This is a genomic window from Pseudomonas sp. LH21 (genome assembly GCF_036549575.1).
Lineage (GTDB): Bacteria > Pseudomonadota > Gammaproteobacteria > Pseudomonadales > Pseudomonadaceae > Aquipseudomonas > Aquipseudomonas peradeniyensis.
On the sequence record NZ_CP144367.1, the window covers coordinates 46552 to 72345 of the forward strand.

At 64.5% G+C, this 25794-nt stretch carries 27 protein-coding genes; 17 read left to right on the plus strand and 10 right to left on the minus strand.

Features of this window, described 5'->3' with window-relative positions; genetic code table 11:
* Positions 1–63: 63 nt before the first annotated feature.
* Positions 64–297, plus strand: coding sequence for a DUF1161 domain-containing protein (locus VUG52_RS00235; protein ID WP_050703171.1), 234 nt, complete (start codon positions 64–66; stop codon positions 295–297).
* Between the two features lie 149 nt (positions 298–446).
* On the opposite strand, the gene VUG52_RS00240 is transcribed toward VUG52_RS00235, so the two are convergent.
* Positions 447–860, minus strand: a complete 414-nt coding sequence (locus VUG52_RS00240; RefSeq protein ID WP_028688711.1) for a PA0061/PA0062 family lipoprotein — start codon at positions 858–860, stop codon at positions 447–449.
* 55 nt (positions 861–915) lie between these two features.
* The gene (locus VUG52_RS00245; protein WP_186732124.1) at positions 916–1335 is read right to left on the minus strand and encodes a PA0061/PA0062 family lipoprotein; all 420 of its coding nucleotides are present in this window, start codon (positions 1333–1335) and stop codon (positions 916–918) included.
* Positions 1336–1423: 88 nt separating this feature from the next.
* Here VUG52_RS00245 and VUG52_RS00250 point away from each other — a divergent pair, with 88 nt between their 5' ends.
* Positions 1424–2515, plus strand: a complete 1092-nt coding sequence (locus VUG52_RS00250) for an aminopeptidase (protein ID WP_331832328.1) — start codon at positions 1424–1426, stop codon at positions 2513–2515.
* A 94-nt stretch (positions 2516–2609) separates the two neighbouring features.
* On the opposite strand, the gene VUG52_RS00255 is transcribed toward VUG52_RS00250, so the two are convergent.
* Both VUG52_RS00255 and VUG52_RS00260 read right to left on the minus strand, forming a co-directional pair.
* A complete protein-coding gene (locus tag VUG52_RS00255) occupies positions 2610–3257 on the minus strand; it encodes an HAD family hydrolase (protein ID WP_262950826.1) in 648 nt (215 codons plus the stop codon).
* Positions 3258–3360: 103 nt separating this feature from the next.
* Positions 3361–3909, minus strand: a complete 549-nt coding sequence (locus VUG52_RS00260) for a gamma carbonic anhydrase family protein (protein WP_050703175.1) — start codon at positions 3907–3909, stop codon at positions 3361–3363.
* Between the two features lie 66 nt (positions 3910–3975).
* Between VUG52_RS00260 and prlC the strand changes: the two genes are divergently transcribed.
* The 5 genes from prlC to VUG52_RS00285 all read left to right on the plus strand — a co-directional run bounded on the left by prlC (position 3976) and on the right by VUG52_RS00285 (position 10249).
* Positions 3976–6063: an oligopeptidase A gene (gene prlC / locus VUG52_RS00265; RefSeq protein WP_331832330.1), complete on the plus strand. Its 2088-nt coding sequence runs from the start codon at positions 3976–3978 to the stop codon at positions 6061–6063.
* Positions 6060–6341, plus strand: coding sequence for a YheV family putative zinc ribbon protein (locus VUG52_RS00270; RefSeq protein ID WP_050703177.1), 282 nt, complete (start codon positions 6060–6062; stop codon positions 6339–6341). Before prlC ends, VUG52_RS00270 begins: the two co-directional genes overlap by 4 nt.
* Positions 6342–6452: 111 nt before the next feature.
* The gene (locus tag VUG52_RS00275; RefSeq protein WP_442964600.1) at positions 6453–7508 is read left to right on the plus strand and encodes a PA0069 family radical SAM protein; all 1056 of its coding nucleotides are present in this window, start codon (positions 6453–6455) and stop codon (positions 7506–7508) included.
* A gap of 297 nt (positions 7509–7805) precedes the next feature.
* On the plus strand, positions 7806–8525 hold the full coding sequence (locus VUG52_RS00280; protein ID WP_050703179.1) for a carbonic anhydrase: 720 nt from the start codon (positions 7806–7808) through the stop codon (positions 8523–8525).
* A gap of 188 nt (positions 8526–8713) precedes the next feature.
* Positions 8714–10249 (plus strand): SulP family inorganic anion transporter, encoded by a 1536-nt coding sequence (locus VUG52_RS00285; RefSeq protein ID WP_189656855.1) that lies wholly within the window; start codon positions 8714–8716, stop codon positions 10247–10249.
* 99 nt (positions 10250–10348) lie between these two features.
* Here the strand turns inward: VUG52_RS00285 and VUG52_RS00290 are convergent, their stop codons facing one another.
* Positions 10349–10990, minus strand: a complete 642-nt coding sequence (locus tag VUG52_RS00290) for a hypothetical protein (RefSeq protein ID WP_186712209.1) — start codon at positions 10988–10990, stop codon at positions 10349–10351.
* Positions 10991–11371: 381 nt separating this feature from the next.
* Here VUG52_RS00290 and coxB point away from each other — a divergent pair, with 381 nt between their 5' ends.
* Genes coxB through VUG52_RS00310 form a run of 4 tightly spaced genes read left to right on the plus strand, consistent with a single transcriptional unit; the run spans position 11372 to position 15592 of the window.
* Positions 11372–12499 carry a cytochrome c oxidase subunit II gene (gene coxB / locus VUG52_RS00295; protein WP_186712208.1) on the plus strand — a complete coding sequence of 376 codons (1128 nt, stop codon included), beginning with the start codon at positions 11372–11374 and terminating at the stop codon, positions 12497–12499.
* Between the two features lie 31 nt (positions 12500–12530).
* Positions 12531–14120 carry a cytochrome c oxidase subunit I gene (gene ctaD, locus VUG52_RS00300; RefSeq protein ID WP_050703182.1) on the plus strand — a complete coding sequence of 530 codons (1590 nt, stop codon included), beginning with the start codon at positions 12531–12533 and terminating at the stop codon, positions 14118–14120.
* Positions 14121–14130: 10 nt separating this feature from the next.
* Positions 14131–14688: a cytochrome c oxidase assembly protein gene (locus VUG52_RS00305; RefSeq protein WP_050703183.1), complete on the plus strand. Its 558-nt coding sequence runs from the start codon at positions 14131–14133 to the stop codon at positions 14686–14688.
* Between the two features lie 16 nt (positions 14689–14704).
* Positions 14705–15592 (plus strand): cytochrome c oxidase subunit 3, encoded by an 888-nt coding sequence (locus VUG52_RS00310; RefSeq protein WP_050703184.1) that lies wholly within the window; start codon positions 14705–14707, stop codon positions 15590–15592.
* A 149-nt stretch (positions 15593–15741) separates the two neighbouring features.
* Here VUG52_RS00310 and VUG52_RS00315 read toward each other — a convergent pair whose 3' ends face one another.
* Positions 15742–15945 carry a twin transmembrane helix small protein gene (locus tag VUG52_RS00315; RefSeq protein WP_023628968.1) on the minus strand — a complete coding sequence of 68 codons (204 nt, stop codon included), beginning with the start codon at positions 15943–15945 and terminating at the stop codon, positions 15742–15744.
* Positions 15946–16007: 62 nt separating this feature from the next.
* Here VUG52_RS00315 and VUG52_RS00320 point away from each other — a divergent pair, with 62 nt between their 5' ends.
* Genes VUG52_RS00320 through VUG52_RS00340 form a run of 5 tightly spaced genes read left to right on the plus strand, consistent with a single transcriptional unit; the run spans position 16008 to position 19891 of the window.
* A complete protein-coding gene (locus VUG52_RS00320) occupies positions 16008–16751 on the plus strand; it encodes an SURF1 family protein (protein WP_331832334.1) in 744 nt (247 codons plus the stop codon).
* The gene (locus VUG52_RS00325) at positions 16717–17295 is read left to right on the plus strand and encodes a hypothetical protein (protein WP_331832335.1); all 579 of its coding nucleotides are present in this window, start codon (positions 16717–16719) and stop codon (positions 17293–17295) included. The genes VUG52_RS00320 and VUG52_RS00325 overlap by 35 nt, the downstream gene beginning before the upstream one ends.
* A 9-nt stretch (positions 17296–17304) precedes the next feature.
* On the plus strand, positions 17305–18378 hold the full coding sequence (locus VUG52_RS00330; RefSeq protein WP_331832336.1) for a COX15/CtaA family protein: 1074 nt from the start codon (positions 17305–17307) through the stop codon (positions 18376–18378).
* The gene (cyoE, locus tag VUG52_RS00335; RefSeq protein ID WP_262950820.1) at positions 18363–19262 is read left to right on the plus strand and encodes a heme o synthase; all 900 of its coding nucleotides are present in this window, start codon (positions 18363–18365) and stop codon (positions 19260–19262) included. The genes VUG52_RS00330 and cyoE overlap by 16 nt, the downstream gene beginning before the upstream one ends.
* Entirely contained in the window at positions 19259–19891 is a 633-nt protein-coding gene (locus tag VUG52_RS00340; RefSeq protein ID WP_028688687.1) for an SCO family protein, read from the plus strand. The genes cyoE and VUG52_RS00340 overlap by 4 nt, the downstream gene beginning before the upstream one ends.
* A gap of 222 nt (positions 19892–20113) precedes the next feature.
* On the opposite strand, the gene VUG52_RS00345 is transcribed toward VUG52_RS00340, so the two are convergent.
* The 3 genes from VUG52_RS00345 to VUG52_RS00355 form a co-directional block, all read right to left on the minus strand.
* Entirely contained in the window at positions 20114–20884 is a 771-nt protein-coding gene (locus VUG52_RS00345; RefSeq protein ID WP_331832337.1) for a MetQ/NlpA family ABC transporter substrate-binding protein, read from the minus strand.
* A gap of 64 nt (positions 20885–20948) precedes the next feature.
* Positions 20949–21620 (minus strand): methionine ABC transporter permease, encoded by a 672-nt coding sequence (locus VUG52_RS00350; protein ID WP_050703190.1) that lies wholly within the window; start codon positions 21618–21620, stop codon positions 20949–20951.
* Positions 21620–22627, minus strand: a complete 1008-nt coding sequence (locus VUG52_RS00355; RefSeq protein WP_050703191.1) for a methionine ABC transporter ATP-binding protein — start codon at positions 22625–22627, stop codon at positions 21620–21622. The genes VUG52_RS00350 and VUG52_RS00355 overlap by 1 nt, the downstream gene beginning before the upstream one ends.
* A 223-nt stretch (positions 22628–22850) precedes the next feature.
* Here VUG52_RS00355 and katE point away from each other — a divergent pair, with 223 nt between their 5' ends.
* Positions 22851–24995 (plus strand): catalase HPII, encoded by a 2145-nt coding sequence (gene katE / locus VUG52_RS00360; protein ID WP_050703192.1) that lies wholly within the window; start codon positions 22851–22853, stop codon positions 24993–24995.
* 60 nt (positions 24996–25055) lie between these two features.
* Here the strand turns inward: katE and VUG52_RS00365 are convergent, their stop codons facing one another.
* A complete protein-coding gene (locus tag VUG52_RS00365; protein WP_050703193.1) occupies positions 25056–25763 on the minus strand; it encodes a PA5502 family lipoprotein in 708 nt (235 codons plus the stop codon).
* Positions 25764–25794 lie beyond the last annotated feature (31 nt).

The window sequence follows — 25794 nt, forward strand, 5'->3', positions numbered from 1 at the left end:
CGGCGGTTTCCTGTAGTCTAAACAGCGTTGGCAGCTTGTCTGCCCTGTCTCAGGAGCCGTTCCATGATCCGCGTTGCATTTGGTGTGCTGGTTTCCCTGCTGGCCTCGGCCGCACTGGCCGCGCCCAAGCCGTGCGAGGAACTGAAAGCCGAGATCGAAGCGAAGATTCAGGCGAACAAGGTTTCCTCCTACACGCTTGAGATCGTGCCCAATGCCGAGGTCAGTGATCCGAACATGATCGTTGGCAGCTGCGAGGGCGGCACGAAGAAGATCATCTACCAGAAGAACGATCGGTAAGGTCGGCCTCCACCTCTGTAGGAGCGGCCTTGTGCCGCGATGGGGCGCGTAGCGGCCCCAGGATTTCAGCATCAAACAAAAATCGCCGGGGCTGCTGCGCAGCCCCATCGCGACACAAGGCCGCTCCTACAGGCGAATGGCTGTGAGTCCTAGGGAATGCAGGTCACGTTGCTCGGCTCGTTGACCACCACCTTGCGGTTGGCGTCATACAGCAGCACCTGCGGCTGCATCGCCGGGGCCCGCGCCTCCAGGCGATAACGCTGGCCGGCCTTGAAGTCGTTGTAGCGCACGGTGAGGTAGCAGGTTCGCTCGGTAGGGTCGGTGCTGAAGCCGCCGGAATAGATCTCGTAGTCGAAGCGCACCACCAGCTCATGCTTGCCGGGCGTCACCTGGAAGTAGCGGCCGTCGTCCAGGCGCTGGCCGTCCAGACGGTCAGCCATGATGGTTCTGCCGGGGGTGATGGTGTAGAGATCGACCCAGGCCTTGCCTGGGTCTACGGGCGGCAAGGGGCTGGCGCACGCCCCCAGTGCACTGAGGGCCATCAGCATCATGGGCTGGCGCATGGTGAAACTCCCGCTCGCGGTTCACAGGTTACAAGCATAGCGCCGTTCGCGGGGTTCAGGTGCGCTGGCAGCCTGCCGGCTCACCCTGGCCGATCAGTTTCTGCTGCTGGTCGTAGAGCTTGATCCAGGGGCGGAAACCGATGCTGCCCGCCTGCATCTGGTAGCGTTGCCCGGCGGTGAAGTCCTTGTAGCTGAGATTGAGCTGGCAGTCGCGCCATAGCGGCTCGTCCACCGGGCCGATATTGCTGGGCGTCACGGCGAACTGGTAGCGCACGGTCAGCTCGTGATTGCCGGGCTGCACCTGGAAGTAGCGGGTGTCGGCCCAGTCGCGCTCATCGACCTGCAGGGCGTGCAGCGAGTCGTTGTCTCCGGGGGCCAGGTCGATCCAGGCCTGGTTTGGGTCGGCGCGGGGCAGGAAGGAGGCACAACCGGACAACAGCACGAGCGTGCCGGCGGCAAACAGCAGAGTACGCATGGCTGAGCTTCCCCTTGGCGAGATAGTCTTGGTCGCATTCGGCCGACGAGCGAGATAGACAGCCTCGATGTTTGGACTTTTTCTTTTCATGCGCTGCAGCCGTCGGGTTCTCGACCGCGTTTTCACCCGGTTGGTTCCCGTGGCGCTGGGCGTCCTGCTGAGCGGTTGCTCCAGCGTGGGGTATTACGGCCAGTTGGCCGAGGGCCAGTGGCAGCTGTTGCGGGCACGCCAGCCGCTGGACCGGGTGATCGGGGATCCGGCCACCAGCCCGGCGTTGCGCCAGCGCCTGTTGTTCGCCGAAAAGGCCCGGGCGTTCGCCAGCACGCAGTTGAAGCTGCCGGACAACGGCAGTTACCGGGTCTACGCCGACCTGGGTCGACCGTATGTGGTGTGGAATGTATTCGCGACCCCTGAATTGTCGTTGCAACCGGTGACCCATTGCTTCCCCATCGCCGGCTGCGTGGCCTATCGAGGGTATTACCGGCAGGGCGCGGCCCGCAGCGCGGCGGCGCTGATGCGCCAGGAAGGCCTGGATGTCTATGTGGGAGGTGTGGAGGCTTACTCCACCCTGGGCTGGTTCGACGACCCGATCCTGTCGACCATGGCCGGCTGGGGCGATGAGCGCCTGGCCACGGTGATCTTTCATGAGCTGGCGCATCAGCGCTTCTACGTGCAGGACGATACCGAGTTCAACGAGTCGTTCGCCTCGTTCGTCGAACAGGAGGGCACCCGGCAATGGCGTGCCGCGCGTGGGTTGGCAGCCATCGAGGATGCTGGCGCCAGGCAGCGCGAGCAGTTCACCCGCTTGGTGCTGGCCAGTCGCGAGCGGTTGCGGGCGATCTATGCCGGGCCGCTGGATGAGGCGGGCAAACGGGCGGCCAAGCAGGCCGAGTTCGAGCGGTTTCGCCGGGAGTACCGTGAGGTGCGGGATCGGGACTGGAGCGGGGATCGGCGATTCGATGCCTGGGTCTTTGCGCCGTTGAACAATGCCAAGCTGCTGCCTTTTGGGCTTTATGACCAGTGGGTTCCGGCGTTTTCGCAGTTGTTCAAGGATGTTGGTGGGGATTGGCTGCGTTTTTATCAACGGGTGGAGGCGCTTGGGAGGCTGCCGATCGAGCAGCGCAAATTGGCGTTGGCAGAGCTGGCCTCATCGCGGGGCAAGCCCGCTCCCACGACCTGATACGTGGACTGCTCCCAAAGCAGTTGGACACCAAGCCAACTCTTGAGGGCATGCCACAGCGTGGGAGCGGGCTTGCCCCGCGATGAGGTTTGAATCAGCGAGCGAACGCCTGGTGCATCTCGGCCAGGGTCTCGAAATGGAATGCTGGCGACTCGGCTTCCAGTTCTTCCCGGCTACCGAACCCATAGCCCACCGCCACGGCCTGTAACCCATTGCTGCGCGCACCGATCAGGTCATGCTTGCGGTCGCCGATCATCAGGGTCTGCGCCGGGTCCAGCCCTTCTTCGTCCAGCAGGTGGCGAATCAGCTCGACCTTGTTGGTGCGGGTGCCGTCCAGCTCGCTGCCGTAGATCACCTTGAAGTGCTGGTCGAACTCGAAATGCCGGGCGATCTCGCGGGCATACACCCACGGCTTGGAAGTGGCGATATACAGGGTGCGGCCCTGGCCGTTGAGCGCCTGCAGCAACTGCGGCACGCCGTCGAACACCAGGTTCTCGTACAACCCGGTGACCTTGAAGCGCTCGCGGTAGAAGTTCACCGCCTCCCAGGCCTTGGCCTCGTCGAAGCCATAGAACTGCATGAAGGCCTGCAACAGGGGTGGGCCGATGAAGTGCTCGAGGCGGGTCAGGTCCGGCTCGTCGATGCCCAGCTTGGCCAGGGCGTACTGGATCGAGCGGGTGATCCCTGAGCGCGGGTCGGTCAGGGTGCCGTCGAGGTCGAAGAGGATGTTCTGTTGGTGCATGGGGCTGTCCACTCTGGTGTTCGTCAGGACGCCATCGCGGGGCAAGCCCGCTCCCACGCAGGCCATGCAAGGATCGTGGGAGCGGGCTTGCCCCGCGATGGGGTCATTCCGGTTGGTCGTAGCCTTCGGCCAGGTGCTGGTCCTTGAGCTTTACGTAGTTGCCGGCGCTGTAGGGGAAGAACGCGTGTTCCTGCTCGCTCAGCAGGCGCACCTGTTTCACCGGGCTGCCCATGTACAGGTAGCCGCTGATCAGGCGCTTGCCCGGCGGCACCAGGCTGCCGGCGCCGATGATCACCTCGTCCTCGACGATGGCGCCGTCCATGATGGTGCTGCCCATGCCGACCAGGATGCGGTTGCCCAGGGTACAGCCATGCAGCATGACTTTGTGACCGATGGTCACCTCGTCACCGATGATCAGCGGAAAACCGTCGGGGTTGAATGGCCCGGCGTGGGTGATGTGCAGCACGCTGCCGTCCTGCACGCTGGTGCGCGCGCCGATGCGGATGCGGTGCATGTCGCCGCGCACCACGGTCAGCGGCCAGATCGAGCTGTCCTCGCCGATCTCGACGTCGCCGATGACCACCGCCGAGCGGTCGACGAAGGCCCGTGCTCCCACTTTCGGCGTGTGTTGCTGGAAGGTCCGGAGGGCCATGATAGTGTTCCTCTGCAATGCCGATAGGCAGGCTGCCTGCTGCGGTCGGCGTCGATTGTAATTAAGATGGTCCCGTGTTTCTCCTGCCAAGGTACCCGAACCGTGAGTGCGAACAACCCGCTGCTGCAGTCCCATGATCTGCCGCCCTTCTCGGCAATCCGCGCCGAGCATGTGCTGCCGGCGATCGAGCAGATCCTCGCCGACAACCGCAAGGCCATCGCCGAGATCCTCGAAAAGCAGGGCAAGAACCCGACCTGGGCCGGCCTGGTGCTGGCGATGGACGAACTCAACGACCGCCTGGGCGCCGCCTGGAGCCCGGTCAGCCACCTCAATGCGGTGTGCAACAGCCAGGAACTGCGCGAGGCCTACGAGTCATGCCTGCCGGCCCTGAGCGCCTATTCCACCGAACTGGGCCAGAACCGTGCCCTGTTCGAAGCCTATGAAGCCCTGGCCGCCAGCCCCGAAGCCGCCGGCTTCGACGTGGCGCAAAAGACCATCATCGACCACGCCCTGCGCGACTTCCGCCTGTCGGGCATCGACCTGCCGACCGACAAGCAGCAGCGCTACGCCGAAGTGCAGAGCAAGCTCAGCGAGCTGGGCAGCCGCTTCTCCAACCAGTTGCTCGACGCCACCCAGGCCTGGACCAAGCACGTCACCGACGAGGCCGCCCTCGCCGGCCTGACCGATTCGGCCAAGGCGCAGATGGCCGCCGCCGCCCAGGCCAAGGGCCTCGACGGCTGGCTGATCACCCTGGAATTCCCCAGCTACTACGCGGTGATGACCTACGCCGACGACCGCGCCCTGCGCGAAGAGCTGTACGCCGCCTACTGCACCCGCGCCTCCGACCAGGGCCCGAACGCCGGCCAGTTCGACAACGGCCCGGTGATGGAAGAAATCCTCGACCTGCGCCAGGAGCTCGCCGAGCTGCTGGGCTACCCGAACTTCGCCGAGCTGAGCCTGGCCACCAAGATGGCCGAGTCCAGCGACCAGGTGCTGAGCTTCCTGCGTGACCTGGCCAAGCGTTCCAAGCCGTTCGCCGCCCAGGATCTGGAGCAGCTTAAAGCTTATGCCGCCGAGCAGGGCACCCCGGAGCTGGCCAGCTGGGACGCCGGCTACTTCGGCGAGAAGCTGCGCGAACAGCGCTACAGTGTGTCGCAGGAAGCCCTGCGCGCCTATTTCCCGATCGACAAGGTGCTGTCCGGCCTGTTCGCCATCGTCCAGCGCCTGTACGGCATCGAGATCGCCGAGCTCAAGGGCTTCGACAGCTGGCACCCGGACGTGCGCCTGTTCGAGATCAAGGAAAACGGCCAGCACGTCGGCCGTTTCTTCTTCGACCTCTATGCCCGTGCCAACAAGCGAGGCGGCGCCTGGATGGACGGTGCCCGCGATCACCGCCGCACCGCCGCGGGCTCGCTGCAGAGCCCGGTGGCCAACCTGGTGTGCAACTTCACCCCGGCCACGCCCGGCAAGCCTGCGCTGCTGACCCACGACGAAGTCACCACCTTGTTCCACGAGTTCGGCCATGGCCTGCACCACCTGCTGACCCGCATCGAGCATGCCGGCGTGTCCGGCATCAACGGCGTGGCTTGGGACGCGGTGGAACTGCCCAGCCAGTTCATGGAAAACTGGTGCTGGGAGCCGGAAGGCCTGGCGTTGATCTCCGGCCATTACGAAACCGGCGAGCCCCTGCCCCAGGACTTGCTGGACAAGATGCTGGCCGCGAAGAACTTCCAGTCCGGCATGATGATGGTGCGCCAGCTGGAGTTCTCGCTGTTCGACTTCGAGCTGCACGCCACCCACGGCGACGGCCGCAGCGTGCTGCAGGTGCTCGAAGGCGTGCGCGACGAGGTCTCGGTGATGCGCCCGCCGGCGTACAACCGCTTCCCCAACAGCTTCGCGCACATCTTCGCCGGCGGTTACGCGGCGGGTTACTACAGTTACAAGTGGGCCGAAGTGCTGTCGGCCGACGCCTTCTCGCGCTTCGAGGAAGAAGGTGTGTTGAACGCCGAGACCGGCCGTGCCTTCCGCGAAGCCATCCTGGCCCGTGGCGGTTCCCGCGAACCGATGGTGCTGTTCGTCGACTTCCGAGGCCGTGAGCCTTCCATCGATGCATTGCTGCGCCACAGTGGCCTCACCGAGGACGCGGCGGCATGAGCGAGGTAGCCGTGAGCAAGAGCAAGCGACGTTTCATCGCCGGGGCGGTATGCCCGGCGTGCAGTGAGATGGACAAGCTGATGATGTGGAACGAGGACGGCGTGCCGCACCGCGAGTGCGTGGCCTGTGGGTTCACCGACACCCTGAACGAACAGGGCCTGTCGGTACCCTCGGAGCTGGGCACACGGGTCAACCACCTGGCGCCCAAGGCGGCGCCGGCCAAGGTGCAGACCGTGCAGTTCTTCCCCAATCCGAAGCTGAAGAAGCCGCAGGATTGAAGGTGGATCACGCGGCATGCGTGGGAGCGGGCTTGCCCCGCGATAATCGGTTGTAGCTATCCAGCTGAACCCGGATTACTGTATATAAATACAGTAATCCGGGTTCTCATCATGAAACCAGTCCCCATTCGTGGCCGCGGCACCGCCGACAATCCCCACAACCGCTTCGCCCCGAGCGTTTCAGTAGCCGAGGACGATGGCTGGTACCAGGAAGTCCCACTCACCCAGGGCACCGAGGTGCGGATCGAGACGGCCAAGACCATCATCGCCCGCAACACCTCCCCCGACCTGCCCTTCGACCGTTCCATCAACCCCTACCGCGGTTGCGAGCACGGCTGCATCTATTGCTATGCCCGCCCCAGCCACGCCTACTGGGACCTCTCTCCCGGCCTCGATTTCGAAACCAGGCTGATCGCCAAGACCAATGCCGCCGAGGTACTTGAACAGCAATTGAGCAAGCCCGGTTACGTCTGTGCGCCAATCAACCTGGGTTCCAACACCGACCCCTACCAACCCATCGAGCGTGAGCACCAGCTCACCCGACGCCTGCTCGAAGTGCTGCTGCGCTACCGCCACCCGGTGACCATCGTCACCAAGGGCTCGCTGATACTGCGCGACCTTGATCTGATCAGCGAACTGGCCAGTCGACGCCTGGTGCGGGTGATGATCAGCCTCACCACTCTCGACGATGAGCTCAAGCGCACCCTCGAACCCCGCGCGGCCGCCCCCAAGGCGCGTTTGCGGGCGATCCGCGTGCTGCGCGAGGCCGGCGTTCCGGTGGGCGTGCTGTGTTCGCCGATGATCCCGATGATCAACGACAGTGAGCTGGAGCACCTGCTGGAGGCGGCGAAGGAGGCGGGCGCGCAGAGCGCGGCGTACATGATGCTGCGCCTGCCGCTGGAGGTAGCGCCGTTGTTCGAGCAGTGGCTGCACGATCATTACCCGCAGCGGGCCGCGCATGTGCTGAGCCTGATCCGCCAGAGCCGGGGGGGCGAGTTGTATGACAGCCGTTTCGGCGCCCGGATGCGCGGCGAGGGAGTGTTCGCCGAGCTGTTGGCCCAGCGCTTTCGCAAGGCGGCCAGGCGGCTGGGGTTCGAGGGGCGTGAGGAACTGCAGCTCGATTGCACCGCCTTCTGCGTCCCGGGCGCACAGATGGCGTTGTTCTAGCAGCGTAATTTCTCGGATCAGGAGCTATAAGTACAACTAAGACAACCCAACAATTTCACTCATGAAGCTTGGCATCTGATGCTTTTTTGCTATTATCCAGCACTCCCCTCGCCCATCTAGAACGCCCGTTCTAGAGCCTGCGCAATTAAGTTTCAGTTAAGTTTCCTACGCTAGCGTGAGTCATGAGTCAGCAGTGACTGTGATTATTTACCCGTGCGCGTCATCTAAATCCCCGCGTCACCCCAATCTTTCCCCGGTAACATGGAATTCACTTTCAAACCGTCAAGAGGATGAATCATGCCCGTCAAGGACCCATCCAAGGTTGTCCCGGCCGCACCCGCCGAAAGCGCCGATGCCGCCCTCAAGCATATCGTCGACGGCTTCCTGCGGTTCCACACCGAAGTCTTCCCCGAGCAGCAAGAGCTGTTCAAGAAACTGGCCACCGCGCAGAAGCCGCGCGCCATGTTCATCACCTGCGCCGACTCGCGCATCGTGCCTGAACTGATCACCCAGAGCTCGCCGGGCGACCTGTTCGTCACCCGTAACGTCGGCAACGTCGTGCCGCCGTATGGCCAGATGAACGGCGGTGTGTCGAGCGCCATCGAATACGCGGTGCTGGCCCTGGGCGTGCATCACATCATCGTTTGCGGCCACTCCGACTGCGGCGCCATGCGCGCGGTGCTCAACCCGCACTCGTTGGACAAGATGCCGACTGTCGCGGCCTGGCTGCGCCACGCCGAGGTGGCGCGTACCGTGGTCGAGGACAATTGCTCCTGCGACACCCCGCACGAAAGCATGCAGTTGGTGACCAAGGAAAACGTCATCGCCCAGCTGCACCACCTGCGCACCCACCCATCGGTGGCCTCGCGCCTGGCTGCGGGCCAGTTGCACATCCATGGCTGGCTGTATGACATCGAGACCAGCCAGATCGAAGCCTACGACGCCGCCAGCGATCGCTTCCTGCCGCTGACCGCAGGTCAGCCGATCCCCTCTGCCACACCGAGAGGTCGCTACTAAGCGACCCGAACACGCTGAAAAAGCCTTGATTGCCGGCTGCACCCGATGGGTGCGGCGCGGCCTTCGCCTGCCTTGAATCTCCCTGAATGCCTTGCCGGCAGACCCGCTGGCGGCCTGCGCCTGCGCGTCATTCAGGGTTCCCCGTGCTAGCGGCCAGCGGAATGGCCGTGAATTTAGAAAGGAGCTACATGGTGAACATGACACAGATAAAGGCGGCCCTGCCGCGCGAGTTGCTGGCTTCGGTGGTGGTCTTCCTGGTCGCCCTGCCGTTGTGCATGGGCATTGCCATCGCCTCGGGCATGCCCCCGGCGAAGGGGCTGATCACCGGCATTATCGGCGGTATCGTGGTGGGCTTTCTTGCCGGCTCGCCGCTCCAGGTCAGCGGCCCGGCGGCGGGGCTGGCGGTGCTGGTGTTCGAGCTGGTGCGCCAGCACGGCATGGCCATGCTCGGGCCGATCCTGTTGCTGGCCGGCCTGCTGCAACTGCTGGCCGGGCGCCTGCGCCTGGGCTGCTGGTTTCGGGTCACGGCGCCGGCGGTGGTGTACGGCATGCTCGCCGGGATCGGCGTGCTGATCGTGTTGTCCCAGGTGCATGTGATGTTCGACACGGCGCCACAGCCCTCGGGTGTGGACAACCTGCTGGGCTTTCCGGCGACACTGGCTTCGGCCCTGCCGCTGGAAAGCGCGGGCAATGGTTGGCAGGCCGGTGCGCTGGGCTTGGGCACGATCGCTATCATGTGGGGCTGGGAGCGCTTGCGCCCGCAACGCCTGCGCTTCATTCCCGGAGCCCTGCTCGGGGTGGCTGCGATGACCGCCGTCAGCCTGTGGCTGGCGCTGCCGGTCAATCGCGTTCAGGTGCCGGCCGATTTGTCCGAAGCCATCGACTGGTTGCGCCCGGATGACCTGCTCAAGTTGGCCGACCCGACCCTGCTGGTGGCGGCCTTCGCCCTGGCCTTCATCGCCAGCGCCGAGACCTTGCTGTCCGCCGCCGCCGTCGACCGCATGCACAGCGGCCAGCGTTCGGACTTCGACCGTGAGCTGTCGGCGCAGGGCATCGGCAACATGCTCTGCGGGGTGCTCGGTGCGCTGCCGATGACCGGGGTGATCGTGCGCAGCTCGGCCAACGTCCAGGCCGGCGCGCAGACACGGGCCTCGGCGATCTTCCATGGGCTCTGGCTGCTGGCCTTCGTGGTGGCGCTGAGCAGCGTGTTGCAGCAGATACCTGTGGCCAGCCTGGCCGGGGTGTTGGTCTATACCGGGGTCAAGTTGGTGGACTTCAAGGCGTTCCGCGGCCTGGGGCGCTACGGGCGAATGCCGATGTTCACCTATGCGGCGACGGCCCTTGCGATCATCTTCACCGACCTGTTGACCGGCGTATTGCTGGGCTTTGCCCTGACCCTGCTGAAGCTGGCGCTGAAGGCGGCGCGGTTGAAGATCAATCTGGTGACCTCGGGTACGCCGGGGCACATGGAACTGCGCCTGAGCGGCGCGGCGACCTTCCTCAAGGTGCCGGCGCTGACACAGGTGCTGGATACCGTGCCGGAGGGAACGACATTGCATGTGCCGCTGGGCAACCTGAGCTATATCGACCATTCCTGCCTGGAACTGCTGGAGGATTGGGGACGCAGTGGCGCGGCCAAGGGCTCGCGGTTGGTGCTGGAGCAGCGGCGTTTGAAGCGGCGGGTCGAGGGACGGTTGCGGACTACGGCGGGGGTTGGGGCTTAGCGTAAGTCTATAGCGACCTATCGCGGGGCAAGCCCGCTCCCACGATGATCGAGCTCGTGGGAGCGGGCTTGCCCCGCGATAGGGGCGGATCAGGTCAATTCAGGCTGACTGCCCCAACTCCACACCAAGTTGGCGCGAAAGGCACGGCCAGCGTTTCCACGCAGCACCAGTTGCCGGGCTCGACAGCTTGTCGCGGTAGGCTTCCACCGACTCGGCGGCGAAACTCTCGTCATCGAGCATCTCATCCACCGAATGATGCACCACCTCATCCAGCTGGTTGGCAAACGTCTCGCCGATCAGCTGATGGGCGATCAGGTTGGCGACCGTGGTATCCACCGGAATCAGCGGTTGCTGGAAATGGCGGATATACAGGTCGTTGACCTCCTCGACCAGGCGATGCGCCAGGTAGGCCTCGTCCAGCAGGCAGTCCAGCCCGACCTGCCCCGCCATCACGCTCGGTGGCTGCAGGAAGTAGGCTTCGGCAATCTTCAGTACCGGCTTGATCTGCGTCTCGATGCCTGCTTCGAGCGCCACGTTGTGCGCGGCCTCGAGCAGTTCCGGAACCTCGTTGATGTAGGCGCCGACAAAGCGCGCCAAGGTACCCTGGGCATCCTGCTCAGGCAGTTGGATCGACGGATGCAGGTGTGGCAGTTGCAGTTCGAGGCGGGCTTTCAGTTGGCCTGTGCGGCTCTCATGTTGATGGGCGTTTTCGATCTGCTCGCGTACAGCAGCGATGTTCATGACAACTCCAGGGACATGGCGTTACAAACGGAAGACACTAAGTTAGCTTGCTTACGAGAATCGCTAAGACGCATTTGTTATATCGCTGAGATACGTGTAGGAAATTGGCTATATCAAAGTGCCATTATTGTGCCCCAGCCCAGTATTCATACGGCTTTCAGCGCAAACGTTTGGTTACGTGAAGATCATTTCAAACCCTGCGTTGCGCACCATTGGTCGGTGTCTATACTCCGGGTGAAACGTGATTCGTTGATGAGGCCCGACTGCCTTAAGCAGGGGGCTCGGTCGTCGAAGCCAGGCAGTCTTGGCCACCGTTCCCCCCTTTGTCGTAGCAGGTCGTCCACGCCTCCGGGACTACAAGAACGATAAGGGGAACCCGCAATGATGCGACATCCACATGTCTGGATGGGCCTGTTGCTGTGGTCGGTTTTCGGTCAGGCACAGGCAGCATGGACGGTGAACATGGCGCCCGGGGCGACGGAAGTCTCCCACGCAGTGTTCGACCTGCACATGACCATCTTCTGGATCTGCGTGATCATCGGCATCGTGGTGTTCGGCGCGATGTTCTGGTCGATGGTCATCCACCGCCGCTCGACCGGGCAGCAGGCCGCGCACTTTCACGAGCACACCTGGGTCGAGATTCTCTGGACCGTGGTTCCCTTCCTGATCCTGGTCGTCATGGCCATCCCGGCCACCAAGACCCTGATCGACATCTACGACGCCAGCGACTCGGATATCGACATCCAGGTCACCGGCTACCAGTGGAAGTGGCACTACAAGTACCTGGGCCAGGACGTCGAGTTCTTCAGCAACCTGGCCACTCCCGCCGAGCAGATCCACAACAAATCGCCGAAGGATGAGCACTACCTGCTCGAGGTCGACCAGCCGCTGGTGCTGCCGGTGGGCGCCAAGGTGCGCTTCCTGGTGACCGCCGCCGACGTCATCCATTCCTGGTGGGTGCCGGCTTTCGCGGTCAAGCGCGACGCCATCCCCGGCTTCGTCAACGAGGCCTGGACCCGGGTCGAGAAGCCGGGCATCTACCGTGGCCAGTGCACCGAGCTGTGCGGCAAGGACCACGGCTTCATGCCGGTGGTGGTCGAGGTGAAGTCCAAGGCCGACTACGACACCTGGCTTGGCGAGCGCAAGGCCGAGGCGGCCAAGCTCAAGGAACTGACCAGCAAGGACTGGACCCTCGAAGAGCTGGTCGCCCGCGGCGACAAGGTCTACCACACCACCTGCGTGGCCTGTCACCAGGCCGAAGGCCAGGGCCTGCCGCCGATGTTCCCGGCGCTCAAGGGCTCGAAGATCGCCACCGGGCCCAAGGAAGCCCACCTGGGCATCGTCTTCCACGGCAAGCCCGGCACCGCCATGGCGGCGTTCGGCAAGCAACTCTCGGAAGTCGATATCGCCGCCGTGGTCACCTACGAGCGCAATGCCTGGGGCAACAACAAGGGCGACATGGTCACGCCGAAGGACGTGCTGGCGCTCAAGCAGGCGGAAAGCAAATGAACCGGTGCCTTAGGGTTGCAGGAGACAGGACATGAGTGCAGTGATCGACGACCACGCCCACGGTCATGAACACGCCCACGGCCCGGCCAAGGGCCTGATGCGCTGGGTGCTGACCACCAACCACAAGGACATCGGCACGATGTACCTGTGGTTCGCCTTCAGCATGTTCCTGCTCGGCGGCTCGTTCGCCATGGTGATCCGCGCCGAGCTGTTCCAGCCCGGGCTGCAGATCGTGGAGCCGGCGTTCTTCAACCAGATGACCACCATGCACGGGCTGATCATGGTGTTCGGCGCGGTGATGCCGGCCTTCGTCGGCCTGGCCAACTGGATGATCCCGCTGATGATCGGCGCGCCGGACATGGCCCTGCCGCGGATGAACAACTTCAGCTTCTGGCTGTTGCCGGCGGCGTTCCTGCTGCTGGTCTCGACCCTGTTCAGCCCCGGCGGCGGGCCGAATTTCGGCTGGACCTTCTACGCCCCGCTGTCGACCACCTACGCCCCGGCCAGCGTGACCTTCTTCATCTTCGCCATCCACCTGATGGGCATCAGCTCGATCATGGGCGCGATCAACGTGATCGCCACCATCCTCAACCTGCGCGCCCCGGGCATGACCCTGATGAAGATGCCGCTGTTCGTCTGGACCTGGCTGATCACCGCGTTCCTGCTGATCGCGGTGATGCCGGTGCTGGCCGGCGTGGTGACCATGATGCTGATGGACATCCACTTCGGCACCAGTTTCTTCAGCGCCGCCGGCGGTGGCGACCCGGTCTTGTTCCAGCATGTGTTCTGGTTCTTCGGCCACCCCGAGGTATACATCATGATCCTGCCGGCCTTCGGCGCGGTCAGCTCGATCATCCCGGCGTTCTCGCGCAAGCCGCTGTTCGGCTATACCTCGATGGTCTACGCCACCGGGGCGATCGCTTTCCTGTCGTTCATTGTCTGGGCCCACCACATGTTCGTGGTCGGCATCCCGGTGGTGGGCGAGCTGTTCTTCATGTACGCGACCATGCTGATCGCCGTGCCCACCGGGGTGAAGGTGTTCAACTGGGTCAGCACCATGTGGGAAGGCTCGTTGACCTTCGAGACACCGATGCTGTTCGCCATCGCCTTCGTCATCCTGTTCACCATCGGTGGTTTCTCCGGTTTGATGCTGGCCATTGCGCCGGCAGACTTCCAGTACCACGACACCTACTTCGTGGTCGCCCACTTCCACTATGTGCTGGTGCCCGGGGCGATCTTCGGCATCTTTGCCTCGGCCTACTACTGGCTGCCGAAGTGGACCGGCCACATGTACGACGAAACCCTTGGCAAGCTGCACTTCTGGCTGTCGTTCGTCGGCATGAACCTGGCTTTCTTCCCCATGCACTTCGTCGGCCTGGCCGGCATGCCGCGACGCATCCCGGACTACAACCTGCAGTTCGCCGACTTCAACATGGTCTCGTCGGTGGGCGCGTTCATGTTCGGCGCCACGCAGATCTTCTTCCTGTTCATCGTCATCAAGTGCATCCGTGGCGGCGCGCCGGCAGCGGCCAAGCCCTGGGACGGCGCCGAGGGCCTGGAGTGGTCGGTCCCGTCGCCGGCGCCCTACCACACCTTCCAGACCCCGCCGGAAGTGAAGTAGGAGCCCGCCCATGGACGGCCTGTCGCTCAAACGCCTGGTCAGCCGCCTGCTGATGCTGACCGTGGTGATGTTCGCCTTCGGTTTCGCCCTGGTGCCGATCTACGACGTGATGTGCAAGGCCTTCGGCATCAACGGCAAGACCGGCGGGCAATACGCGGGCACCCAGGTGAGCGACCCGTCGCGCTCGGTGCGGGTGCAGTTCATGTCCACCAATGCCGGTGACATGAGTTGGGAATTTCATTCCACCGCCGACCAGATCGAGGTCAACCCGGGGGCGGTGAACCAGATGATCTTCATCGCCCGCAACCCGACCAACCAGCCGATGAGTGCCCAGGCCATCCCCAGCATCACCCCGGCCGAGGCCGCGGCGTACTTCCACAAGACCGAGTGCTTCTGCTTCACCCAGCAGGTGCTGCAGCCGGGCGAGCGCATCGAGATGCCGGTGCGTTTCATCGTCGACCGCGACCTGCCGGAGTCGGTGAAGCACCTGACCCTGGCCTACACCCTGTTCGACATCACCGCTCGCCACCCGCCGGTCGCCCATGCCGCGACCGAGGCCGCCCGTTGAGGGAAGGAGATCAAGCATGGCAAGCCACGAGCACTACTACGTCCCGGCGCAGAGCAAGTGGCCGATCATCGCCACGATCGGCATGTTCATCACCGTGTTCGGCCTGGGCACCTGGTTCAACGACCTCAAGGCCGGCCATCCGGAATCCCACGGGCCGCTGATCTTCTTCGTCGGAGGGCTGTTCCTGGCGTACATGCTGTTCGGCTGGTTCGGCGCGGTGATCAAGGAGAGCCATGCCGGGCTGTACAGCGCGCAGATGGACCGCTCGTTCCGCTGGGGCATGAGCTGGTTCATCTTCTCCGAGGTGATGTTCTTCCTGGCCTTCTTCGGCGCGCTGTTCTACGTGCGGGTGCTGGCCGGGCCGTGGCTGGGCGGTGATGGAGCCAAGGGCGTGGCGCACATGCTGTGGCCCAACTTCGAGTTCGTCTGGCCGCTGCTGCACACGCCGGACCCGAAACTGTTTCCGCCACCGAAGGAAGTCATCGACCCGTGGCACCTGCCGCTGATCAACACCATTCTGCTGGTGAGCTCCAGCGTGACCGTGACCATTGCCCACCATGCCCTGCGCAAGGGCCATCGCGGTCCGCTGAAACTGTGGTTGGGGTTGACCATCCTGCTGGGGCTTGGGTTTCTCGCGCTGCAGGCCTACGAGTACCACGAGGCCTACAACAAGCTGGGGTTGACCCTGGGCTCGGGGATCTATGGCGCGACGTTCTTCATGCTTACGGGCTTTCACGGCGCCCACGTGACGCTGGGGACATTGATCCTGTTCGTGATGTTCTGCCGGGTGATGCGCGGGCACTTCGAGCCGGACAAGCACTTCGGCTTCGAGGCGGCGAGCTGGTACTGGCACTTCGTGGATGTGGTGTGGGTTGGGTTGTTCATTTTTGTGTATGTGCTCTGAACGGCGGCACGGCCCACTGTTGTAGGAGCGGCCTTGTGCCGCGAAAGGGCTGCGAAGCAGCCCCGGCGATTTTGCATGATGCCGAGATTCTGGGGCCGCTGCGCAGCCCCTTCGCGGCACAAGGCCGCTCCTACAGGAATCGAGGTAATTCAGAAGGGTGCGTGGGAGACCAACTGCCCGCTGATCAGCCCCCAGGCCACCAGCGCGATGGTCAGGGTGGCGAGGGCGACACGCACGGTAAGGGCCTTGAGCAGGCGGGTTGACTGGTCATCGTCCTTGACCAGGAACACCAGGCCACTGAACAGGCTGGCGATGGTGGCCAGCAGCATCAGGACTATCGCGGCCTTGAGCATGGCGTAACTCCGGGGGATGCGGTGATGAATACAAGTATAGCGCTCGACCTGACGAGGCCCTGGTGAAGCCGTTTCGCCCCGGCCTGCTGCCGACCCTGGTGGTGCTCGCGCTGCTGCCGGGCCTGATCGCGCTCGGCTGCTGGCAGCTGCGCCGCGCCGATGAGAAGCGCGACGTGCTTGCCGCGTACACCGAGCGCCAGATCGAGGCGCCGGTCGCTGTCGAACAGCTGCGCCAGCTGCCGGACCCGGCGTTCTACCCCGTGCACCTGTATGGCCGCTTCGACGCCGCGCACAGCTTGTTGCTGGACAACCAGATGCGCGACGGCAAGGCCGGCGTCGAGCTGCTGCAACCCTTCCACGACCAGGCCAGCGGGCTGTGGCTGCTGGTCAACCGCGGCTGGCTGCCTTGGCCCGATCGCCGGGTGCCGGTGCGTTTCGACACCCCGGACCAGCCCCTGGCGCTGGACGCCACGGTCTACGTGGCGCCGGGCAAGACCTTCCAGCTGCACCCGGACAACCCGGACGGACGCTGGCCGCAACTGCTGACGGCAATCGACCCGGCCGGGCTCTGGCTACAGCTGGGCCGCGAAGGCTTCGCCCAGGAACTGCGCCTGCAGCCCGGCCCGGCCGCCTACCGCCTGGACTGGCCGGTGGTCGCCATGGGCCCGGAAAAGCACCAGGGCTACGCCGTGCAGTGGTTCGCCCTGGCCACCACGCTGGTGCTGCTCTACCTGTATTTCGGCTGGCATCACAACGACAAGGAGAACCGCCATGGCCGCCGCCACGAGTCCACTGGACGTGCCTGACCGCCGCAAGCCGCGGGGTCGTCTGCAACTGTTGCTGATCCTGTTCGTCGTGCTCGGGCCGATGATCCTCGCCACCTTCATGTACAAGCTCAAGTTCTGGGTGCCGGAGGGGCGCAGCTATCACGGCGTGATGATCGGCAACGGCGAGGGCCGCGCGGACATCGGCATCGATGCCCGGGACGAGCGCTGGCAGCTGCTGGTCAGCGCCCCCGAGGCCTGCGCCGAGGAGTGCCGGCAACTGGTGTACCTGGCCCGGCAGATCCAGGTCGGCCTGGGCCGCGACGCCAGCCGTGCCAGCCATGCCCTGGCGGCGGCCCAGCCGCTGGCCGCCGACTACCAGGCGCTGCTGGGCCGTGAATACCCGCAGTTGCAGCGCTACCCGCTGGACGCTCAGCGCTATGTGCAGAAGGTCGGCGACGCAGGCCCGCAGCTGTGGATCGTCGACCCTCACGGCAACCTGGTGCTGCGCTACGACGCCAAGGTCAACGGCAAGCATGTGCTGGACGACCTGCGCCACCTGCTCAAGCTGTCCAACATCGGCTAGGAGCCCGCCATGGCCAGACCCGGATTCCGTCTCGCTGTGTTCGCCACCCTGCTGGCGCTGCTGGTGGTGCTGCTCGGCGCCTATACCCGGCTGACCCATGCCGGTCTCGGCTGCCCCGACTGGCCGGGGTGCTACGGCTTCATCAGCGTGCCCAAGACCGATGCCCAGCTGGCCCATGCCGAGCTGCACTTCCCCGAGCACCCGGTGGAAGAAGCCAAGGGCTGGGCCGAGATGGTCCATCGCTATTTCGCCGGCACCCTGGCGCTGGTGATTGCCCTGCTCGCCTTCCAGGCCGTGCGCCGGCATGCCCGCGAGGGCCAGCCCTACCGCCTGCCGGTATTGCTGCTGGCAGTGGTACTGGCCCAGGCGGCGTTCGGCATGTGGACGGTTACCTTGAAGCTTTGGCCCCAGGTAGTCACCGCGCACCTGCTCGGCGGGTTCACCACGGTGAGCCTGCTTTTCCTGCTGTCCCTGCGTCTATCCCGGGCCTTTGCGCCATTGCCGAAATTGCCGCTGAGCCTGCGCCGGATCGCCGCGCTGGCGCTGTTGGTGGTCATCGGCCAGATCGCCCTGGGGGGCTGGGTCAGCGCCAACTACGCGGCGGTGGCCTGCATCGACCTGCCCACCTGCCACGGCCAGTGGTGGCCGGCGGCGGACTTCAGCAACGGCTTCCACCTGACCCAGCACGTCGGCCCCAATTACCTCGGCGGGCAACTGGACAGTGACGCGCGCACCGCGATTCATATCAGCCATCGCCTGGGCGCGATGCTGGTCATGCTGGTGTTGCTGACCCTGAGCTGGAAGCTGCACCGCCACGGTCTCGGTGGCCTGGCCCGCCTGGTGTTGCTGGCGCTGGCGCTGCAACTGGGCCTGGGCATCAGCAACGTGCTGTTCCACCTGCCCCTGGGCGTGGCCGTCGCGCACAACGCCGGCGGCGCCCTGCTGCTGCTGTGCATGGTGCTGGTCAACTACCGCATCCGCGTGGTCGACAAGGTCCGTGTGGGCCACGGCTGGCGCCTGACGCCTGTGACAGGCGTGCACCTTTCCCATCACATGAGGAACGATTCGTGGCGACGCTTCTGAGCACGGAACGCCAGCGCGCCGGATGGCGCGACTACATGGAGCTGACCAAACCGAAGGTGGTGGTGCTGATGCTGATCACCTCGCTGGTGGGCATGTTTCTCGCCACCCGCGCGGGGGTGGCCTGGAGCGTCCTGCTGTTCGGCAACCTGGGGATAGGCTTGTGCGCGGGGGCCGCGGCGGCGGTCAACCACGTGGTCGATCGCCGCGTCGATGCGCTGATGGCCCGCACCCACAAGCGCCCGCTGGCTCAGGGCCGGGTGGCGCCCCTGCCGGCACTGCTATTTGCCTTGCTGCTGGCCGTGGCGGGGATGGCCCTGCTGCTGGCGTTCACCAACCCCCTCACCGCCTGGCTCACGCTGGCCTCGCTGCTGGGGTACGCGGTGCTCTATACCGGCTTTCTCAAGCGTGCCACGCCGCAGAACATCGTGATCGGCGGCCTGGCAGGAGCGGCCCCGCCGTTGCTGGGCTGGGTGGCGGTCAGTGGGCACCTGGGCGCCGAGCCACTGCTGCTGGTGCTGATCATCTTCGCCTGGACGCCACCGCACTTCTGGGCCCTGGCGATTCATCGCAAGGAGGAGTACGCAAAAGCTGATATTCCCATGCTCCCCGTTACCCACGGCGAGCGCTACACGGCCCTGCATATCCTGCTCTACACCTTGATATTGCTGGCGGTGAGCCTGTTGCCCTATGCCATCCACATGAGCGGGCCGCTGTACCTTGCCTGTGCCCTGGGGCTGGGCCTGCGCTTCCTGCATTGGTCCTGGGTGTTGTACCGTGGCACCCGGCCGCACGCGGCGATCAAGACGTTCAAGTACTCTATCGGCTACCTGTTCGCCCTGTTCATCGCGTTGCTCGTAGACCACTACCTGTTGCTGAACCTATGACCCGAACCCAGAAAACCGTCTTCATCCTCGTTGCCCTGGTCGCGCTGATCATGGGCCTGACCGTCAACAAGGTGCTCAACGACCGTGGTCAGTTGAACCCCACCGAGCTGATCGACGCCGGCATCATCCTGCTGCCGCAGAGCCGCACCGTGCCCGACGTGACCATGACCGACCAGAACGGCCAGCCCCTGGTGCTGGACCAGCTCAAGGGCAAGTGGTCGTTGCTGTTCTTCGGCTATACCTACTGCCCGGACATCTGTCCGACCACCCTGGCCCAGCTGCGCCAGGTGAAGAGCGAGCTGCCCAAGGAGGCGCTGGAGCGTTTGCAGGTGGTGCTGGTGAGCGTCGACCCGAACCGCGACACGCCGAACCAGCTCAAGCAGTACCTGGGTTACTTCGACAAGGATTTCGTCGGGGTGGCGGGGTCGATCGAGGACACCCAAAAGCTGGCCAATGCCTTGAGCATTCCGTTCATCCCAGCTGATACCAGCAAGCCGGGCTATACCGTGGATCACAGCGGCAACCTGGCGGTGGTCGGCCCGGACGGGCGCCAGCGTGGGTTCATCCGTGCGCCGTTCAACAACCAGAAGCTGGTGGCGCAGTTGCCGGGGCTTGTGAAGCGCGACTGACCGTTGAAATGAATCGCGGGGCCAGCCCGCTCCCACGCCAGAACGCAATCTGGCGTGGGAGCGGGCTGGCCCCGCGATGTGTGTTCGTTCCTCGGGCCTGCTGCGCAGGCCATCGCGACACAAGGCCGCTCCTACAGAGGAATGCAATCTCCTGTAGGAGCGGCCTTGCCGACGCGTCGGACCGGCCGGAAAGGGCCGCAAAGCGGCCCCGGGGACATCAGCTTAGAACGCCGGAATCACCGCGCCCTTGTACTTCTCGGTGATGAACTGCTTCACCTCAGGCGAATGCAGGGCCGCAGCCAGCTTCTTCATGGCATCGGCGTCCTTGTTGTCCGGACGGGCCACCAGGATGTTCACGTAAGGCGAATCGCTGCCTTCGATCACCAGGGCGTCCTTCTCCGGATTCAGCTTGGCTTCCAGCGCATAGTTGGTGTTGATCAGCGCCAGGTCGACCTGGGTCAGCACGCGCGGGATGGTGGCCGCTTCCAGCTCGCGGAATTTCAGCTTCTTGTCGTTGCCGGTGATGTCCTTCACGGTCGACAGGATGTTCTTGCTGTCCTTGAGCTTGATCACGCCAGCCTTGTCCAGCAGCAGCAGGGCACGGCCGCCGTTGGTGGCGTCGTTGGGGATGACCACGGTGGCGCCGGATGGCAGTTCGTCGAGCTTCTTGTACTTGCTCGAGTAGGCGCCCAGCGGCTCCAGGTGCACGCCGGCAACGCTGACCAGCTGGGTGCCCTTGGCCTTGTTGAACTCATCCAGGTACGGCTGGTGCTGGAAGAAGTTGGCGTCCAGGCGTTTTTCTGCGACCTGCACGTTCGGCTGGATGTAATCGGTGAACTCCTTGACCTTCAGCTCTATGCCCTCTTTGGCCAGCTGTGGCTGGACGAACTTGAGGATCTCGGCGTGCGGCACCGGGGTGGCGGCGACGGTCAGGGTCTCGGCGTGGGCCGAGAAGGCCGCGACGGCGGCGACAACAGCAAGCAGCTTCTTCATTGATCACTCCTTGTGAGGGCCGCGACGGCCCCCGAACGGGTCGGCCAGGCCGACCCCATTGGGGTTACTTACGGGAAAAGTGCACGACCAGCTTGTCGCCGACGCTTTGCAGCACCTGCACCAGGATCAGCAGCAGGACCACGGTGACCACCATCACGTCGGTCTGGAAACGCTGGTAGCCGAAGCGGATGGCCAGGTCGCCCAGGCCGCCCGCGCCCACCACGCCGGCCATGGCGGTGTACGAGACCAGGGTGATGGCGGTGACGGTGATCGCCGCGAAGATGCCCGGACGGGCCTCCGGCAGCAAGGCGTTGGTGATGATCTGGCGGGTGGTGGCGCCCATCGACTGGGTGGCTTCGATGATGCCGCGATCCACCTCGCGCAGGGCAGTTTCCACCAGGCGCGCGAAGAACGGCGTGGCCCCCACCACCAGCGGAGGAATGGCCCCCGCGACACCCAGCGAGGTGCCGGTGATCAGGACCGTGATCGGGATCATCACGATCAGCAGGATGATGAACGGAAGCGAGCGCAGGATGTTCACCACCAGCGACAGCAGCGCGTAGACGCCCTTCTGCTCGAACATCTGCCGCGGCCCGCAGAGGAACAGCAGCACGCCAAGCGGCAGGCCCAGCAGCACGGTGAAGAACAGCGAGCCGAACAGCATGATCATGGTGTCGATGCTGGCCAGCCAGATTTCGGCCCAGTCGACGTTGGCGAAGAAATTCAGGGCGTCCATCAACGCAGTACCTCCATATGTACGTCAGCTGCAGTGAAGCGGGCGAATGCCGCGTCCATGTCTCCGCCGATCAGGGCGAGGGTCAGCTGGCCATAGGGAATGTCCTTGATGCGGTCGATGCGTCCGGCCAGGATGCTGTAGTCGACACCGGTTTCGCGGGCCACGGTGCCCAGCAGCGGCGCGTAGGTGGCGCAGCCCTGGAACGTCAGGCGCACGATGCGGCCCGGCACATGGGCGAAGTCGTCGCGTTGCTCGTTCTCGTCGACCTGCTCGTCCTCCTGGACGAAGCGTCGGGTGGTGGCGTGCTGCGGGTGCAGGAACACGTCGGCCACCGGGCCTTGCTCGACGATCTGCCCGGCGTCCATCACTGCCACGCGGTCGCAGACCCGGCGGATCACGTCCATCTCGTGGGTGATCAGCACGATGGTCAGCTTCAGTTCGCGGTTGATCTCGGCCAGCAGTTGCAGCACCGAGGCAGTGGTCTGCGGGTCGAGGGCGCTGGTGGCCTCGTCGCACAGCAGGATCTTCGGGTTGGTGGACAGGGCGCGGGCGATGCCGACGCGCTGCTTCTGTCCGCCCGACAGCTGCGCGGGGTACTTCTTGGCGTGCTCGGACAGGCCGACGCGGGCCAGCAGTTCGGTGACGCGCTTGTCGATCTCGCCTCGCGGCAACTCCCCGGCCAGCACCAGCGGCAGGGCGACGTTGTCGGCGACGGTCTTGGACGCCAGCAGGTTGAAGTGCTGGAAGATCATCCCGACCTGCTGGCGGAAGCGGCGCAGCTGGTTGGCGTCGAAGGCGGTGACGTCCTCGCCGTCGACCACGATCTTGCCGCCGGATGGCTCCTCGAGGCGGTTGATCAGACGCAGCATGGTGCTCTTGCCGGCACCGGAGTGGCCGATCAGGCCGAACACCTGGCCATCTTCGATGGTCAGGCTGGTCGGGTTCAGGGCCGGGATATCCCTACCGGCGACGCGGTAGGTCTTGTGGACATTTTGAAACTCGATCACTGAGCGAACCTTGTGGGGCGCATGGAATTTGGGTCAGCGGTTAGCCGGGGTCGCGCATTTTAGCCTTTTCCCCTGCCTGTTCTTAGCATTAATTTCGCAATGCTCCAATCCAATCGGCATATCGCGACGGTCGGCAATCCGATTGAACGCATCCGACGGCGGCCCAGTCACTAATTGAACAAGCCCGAATGGGCAGACTGATGACTGATGAGGAGAGCCGAAGATGCCCAGCAAGACGCCCCAGGCGCCACAGCCCAGCCCTGTCGCCGGCACCGACACCCCGGACAAGGCCAACACCAACGCCAAGCTGCAGAGTCTGGAGGCGTTTCGCAGCGACGCCAGCGGCCAGGCGCTGCGCACCAACCAGGGGGTGAAGGTCGCCGACAACCAGAACAGCCTCAAGGCCGGCGCCCGCGGGCCTTCGCTGCTCGAAGACTTCATCATGCGCGAGAAGATCACCCACTTCGACCATGAGCGCATACCCGAGCGTATCGTCCATGCCCGCGGGACCGGCGCCCATGGATACTTCCAGAGCTACGGCTGCCATGCCGAACTGACCAAGGCCGGTTTCCTGCAAGATCCCGAGAAAATAACCCCGGTGTTTGTGCGTTTTTCCACCGTGCAGGGGCCACGTGGCTCGGGTGACACAGTGCGCGACGTGCGCGGCTTTGCGGTGAAGTTCTACACCGACGAGGGCAATTTCGACCTGGTCGGCAACAACATGCCGGTGTTCTTCATCCAGGACGCGATCAAGTTTCCCGACTTCGTCCACGCGGTCAAACCCGAACCGCACAACGAGATACCCACCGGTGGCTCTGCCCACGATACCTTCTGGGACTTCGTATCGCTGGTGCCGGAATCCGCGCACATGGTCATGTGGGCGATGTCCGACCGCGCCATCCCGCGCAGCCTGCGCATGATGGAAGGCTTTGGCGTGCATACCTTCCGGTTGATCAATGCCCAAGGCGTGGCCAGCTTCGTCAAGTTCCACTGGAAGCCGCGCCAGGGCGTGCACTCGGTGTTGTGGGACGAGGCGCAGAAGCTTGCCGGCAAGGACACCGACTACCACCGCCGCGACCTGTGGGAGGCGATCGAGACCGGGCATTATCCGGAATGGGAACTGGGCGTGCAGATCGTGCCGGAGGCCGACGAGCACAAGTTCGATTTCGACCTGCTCGACCCGACCAAGATCATCCCCGAGGAGCTGGTGCCGGTGACGCCGCTGGGCAAGATGGTGCTCGACCGCAACCCGGACAACTTCTTCGCCGAAGTGGAGCAGATCGCCTTCTGCCCAGGGCATATCGTCCCGGGCATCGATTTCAGCAATGATCCCTTGCTGCAGGGCCGGTTGTTCTCGTACACCGACACCCAGATAAGCCGCCTGGGCGGACCGAACTTCCACGAGATCCCGATCAACCGCCCCATCGCGCCCAATCACAGCAGCCAGCGCGACGCCATGCACCGCATGACCATCGACAAGGGACGGGCCTCTTATGAGCCCAACTCGATCGATGGCGGTTGGCCGAAGGAAACGCCGCCCGCCGCGCAGGATGGTGGTTTCGAGAGTTACCAGGAACGTATCGATGCGCACAAGATCCGCCAGCGCAGCGAGTCGTTCGGCGACCATTTCTCCCAGGCGCGGCTGTTCTTCCAGAGCATGAGCCCCACCGAGCAGCAGCACATCATCAAGGCCTACAGCTTTGAACTGGGCAAGGTCGAGCGCGAGGCGATCCGGGCGCGGGAGGTGAACGAGATCCTGGCCAACATCGATCTCAAGTTGGCGGCAGCGGTCGCCGCCAACCTCGGGCTGCCGGCGCCGAAGGCCGGCACGGTCAAGGTCAAAAGCAGCAAGCCGGAGCAGTCAAAGGCCTTGAGCCAGATGAACCACCCCGGGGATATCGGCATCCGTGGGCGCAAGATTGCCATCCTGGTGGCTGATGGCGTGGATGACGCGAGTGTCGACAAGGTGGTCAAGGCGCTGGAGGCGCAAAGTGCGCGCCCCATGCTGCTTGGGCCGACTTCGGCACCAGCTAAGACTGCCGATGGCAAACAGCTGCCGGTGGATGCGTCGATGGAGGGCATGCCGTCGGTGATGTTCGACGGCGTGTGGGTGCCGGCGGGCAAGGCTTCGCTGGAAGCGTTGGAAAACAGTGGCGTGGCCAAGCATTTCCTGCTCGAGGCCTACAAGCATCTCAAGCCCATGGGCGTAGTCAGTGAGGGCAAGCTACTGCTGAACAAACTGGGGCTCAAGGAAGATACGGGGCTGTTGCTGGGCGATGATCAGAAGGCGTTTGAGGCCTTCTTCACGGCAATCGAGGGACACCGGGTGTGGGCGCGGGAGGCGGCTGCCGAGGCGATACCTGCGTAAGAATGCATCGCGGGGCAAGTCGGACCGCCGTACCGCCGCTCCGACTTGCCCCGCGATTGATCACTGCTGATGAGGGATCAGCACCACCTGCGCCGGCATCGAGCGCTGGATCTCATGTTTCTGCTCAAGCTCGAAACCACTGTCGAGCTTGCGCACGCGCTTCTCCAGCAGGGTCTTGAGCCACGGCGCATCCTGGGTGCGCGGCACCTGGAACACCACCTCGCACTGGTAATTCACCACGTCGGCGGCAATGTCATCCAGCTGTCGGCGCATCGCCCGGCTGTCGGTGGTCTTCAACGCCACCACGCTGCTGGGCGCGGTCGGGTCGATGACCCGGGCCTTGGGCTTGGACTCGGCCGCCTTCAGCGCCGCCTCGGCTTTTTCCAGCTCGGCTTTGCGCGCCTGGGCCATGGCATCGCCGCCAGTCAGGGCCGGGGCCTGGGGCATCAGCGCCCGGGCGCGGGCCAGCGCGGTGGCGGCGGCATTCACATCGCCCTTTTGCAGGACGATGCGGCTGCGTTGCAGGTAGGCCTCGGCCAACTGGCGCTGGTGCGGCTCGAGGCGCGCATCGCCCGGCGCCTGGGCCTGCAGCGCGGCCAGTTGGTCCTCGGCGGTGGCCAGTTCGTTGCTGGCGATGCTCTGTTCCAGCTGCTGCCAGGCATCCGGCTGGGCAGGCGCGACCGGCTGCTCGGCCGGCTTGCTGGAGCAGGCGGCCAGGAACAGGGAAAACGCGGCAACAAGCAGATAACGTGAGGCGAACGGCTTCATTCCTGCGACTCTCTATTTGCGCAAAAAGCGA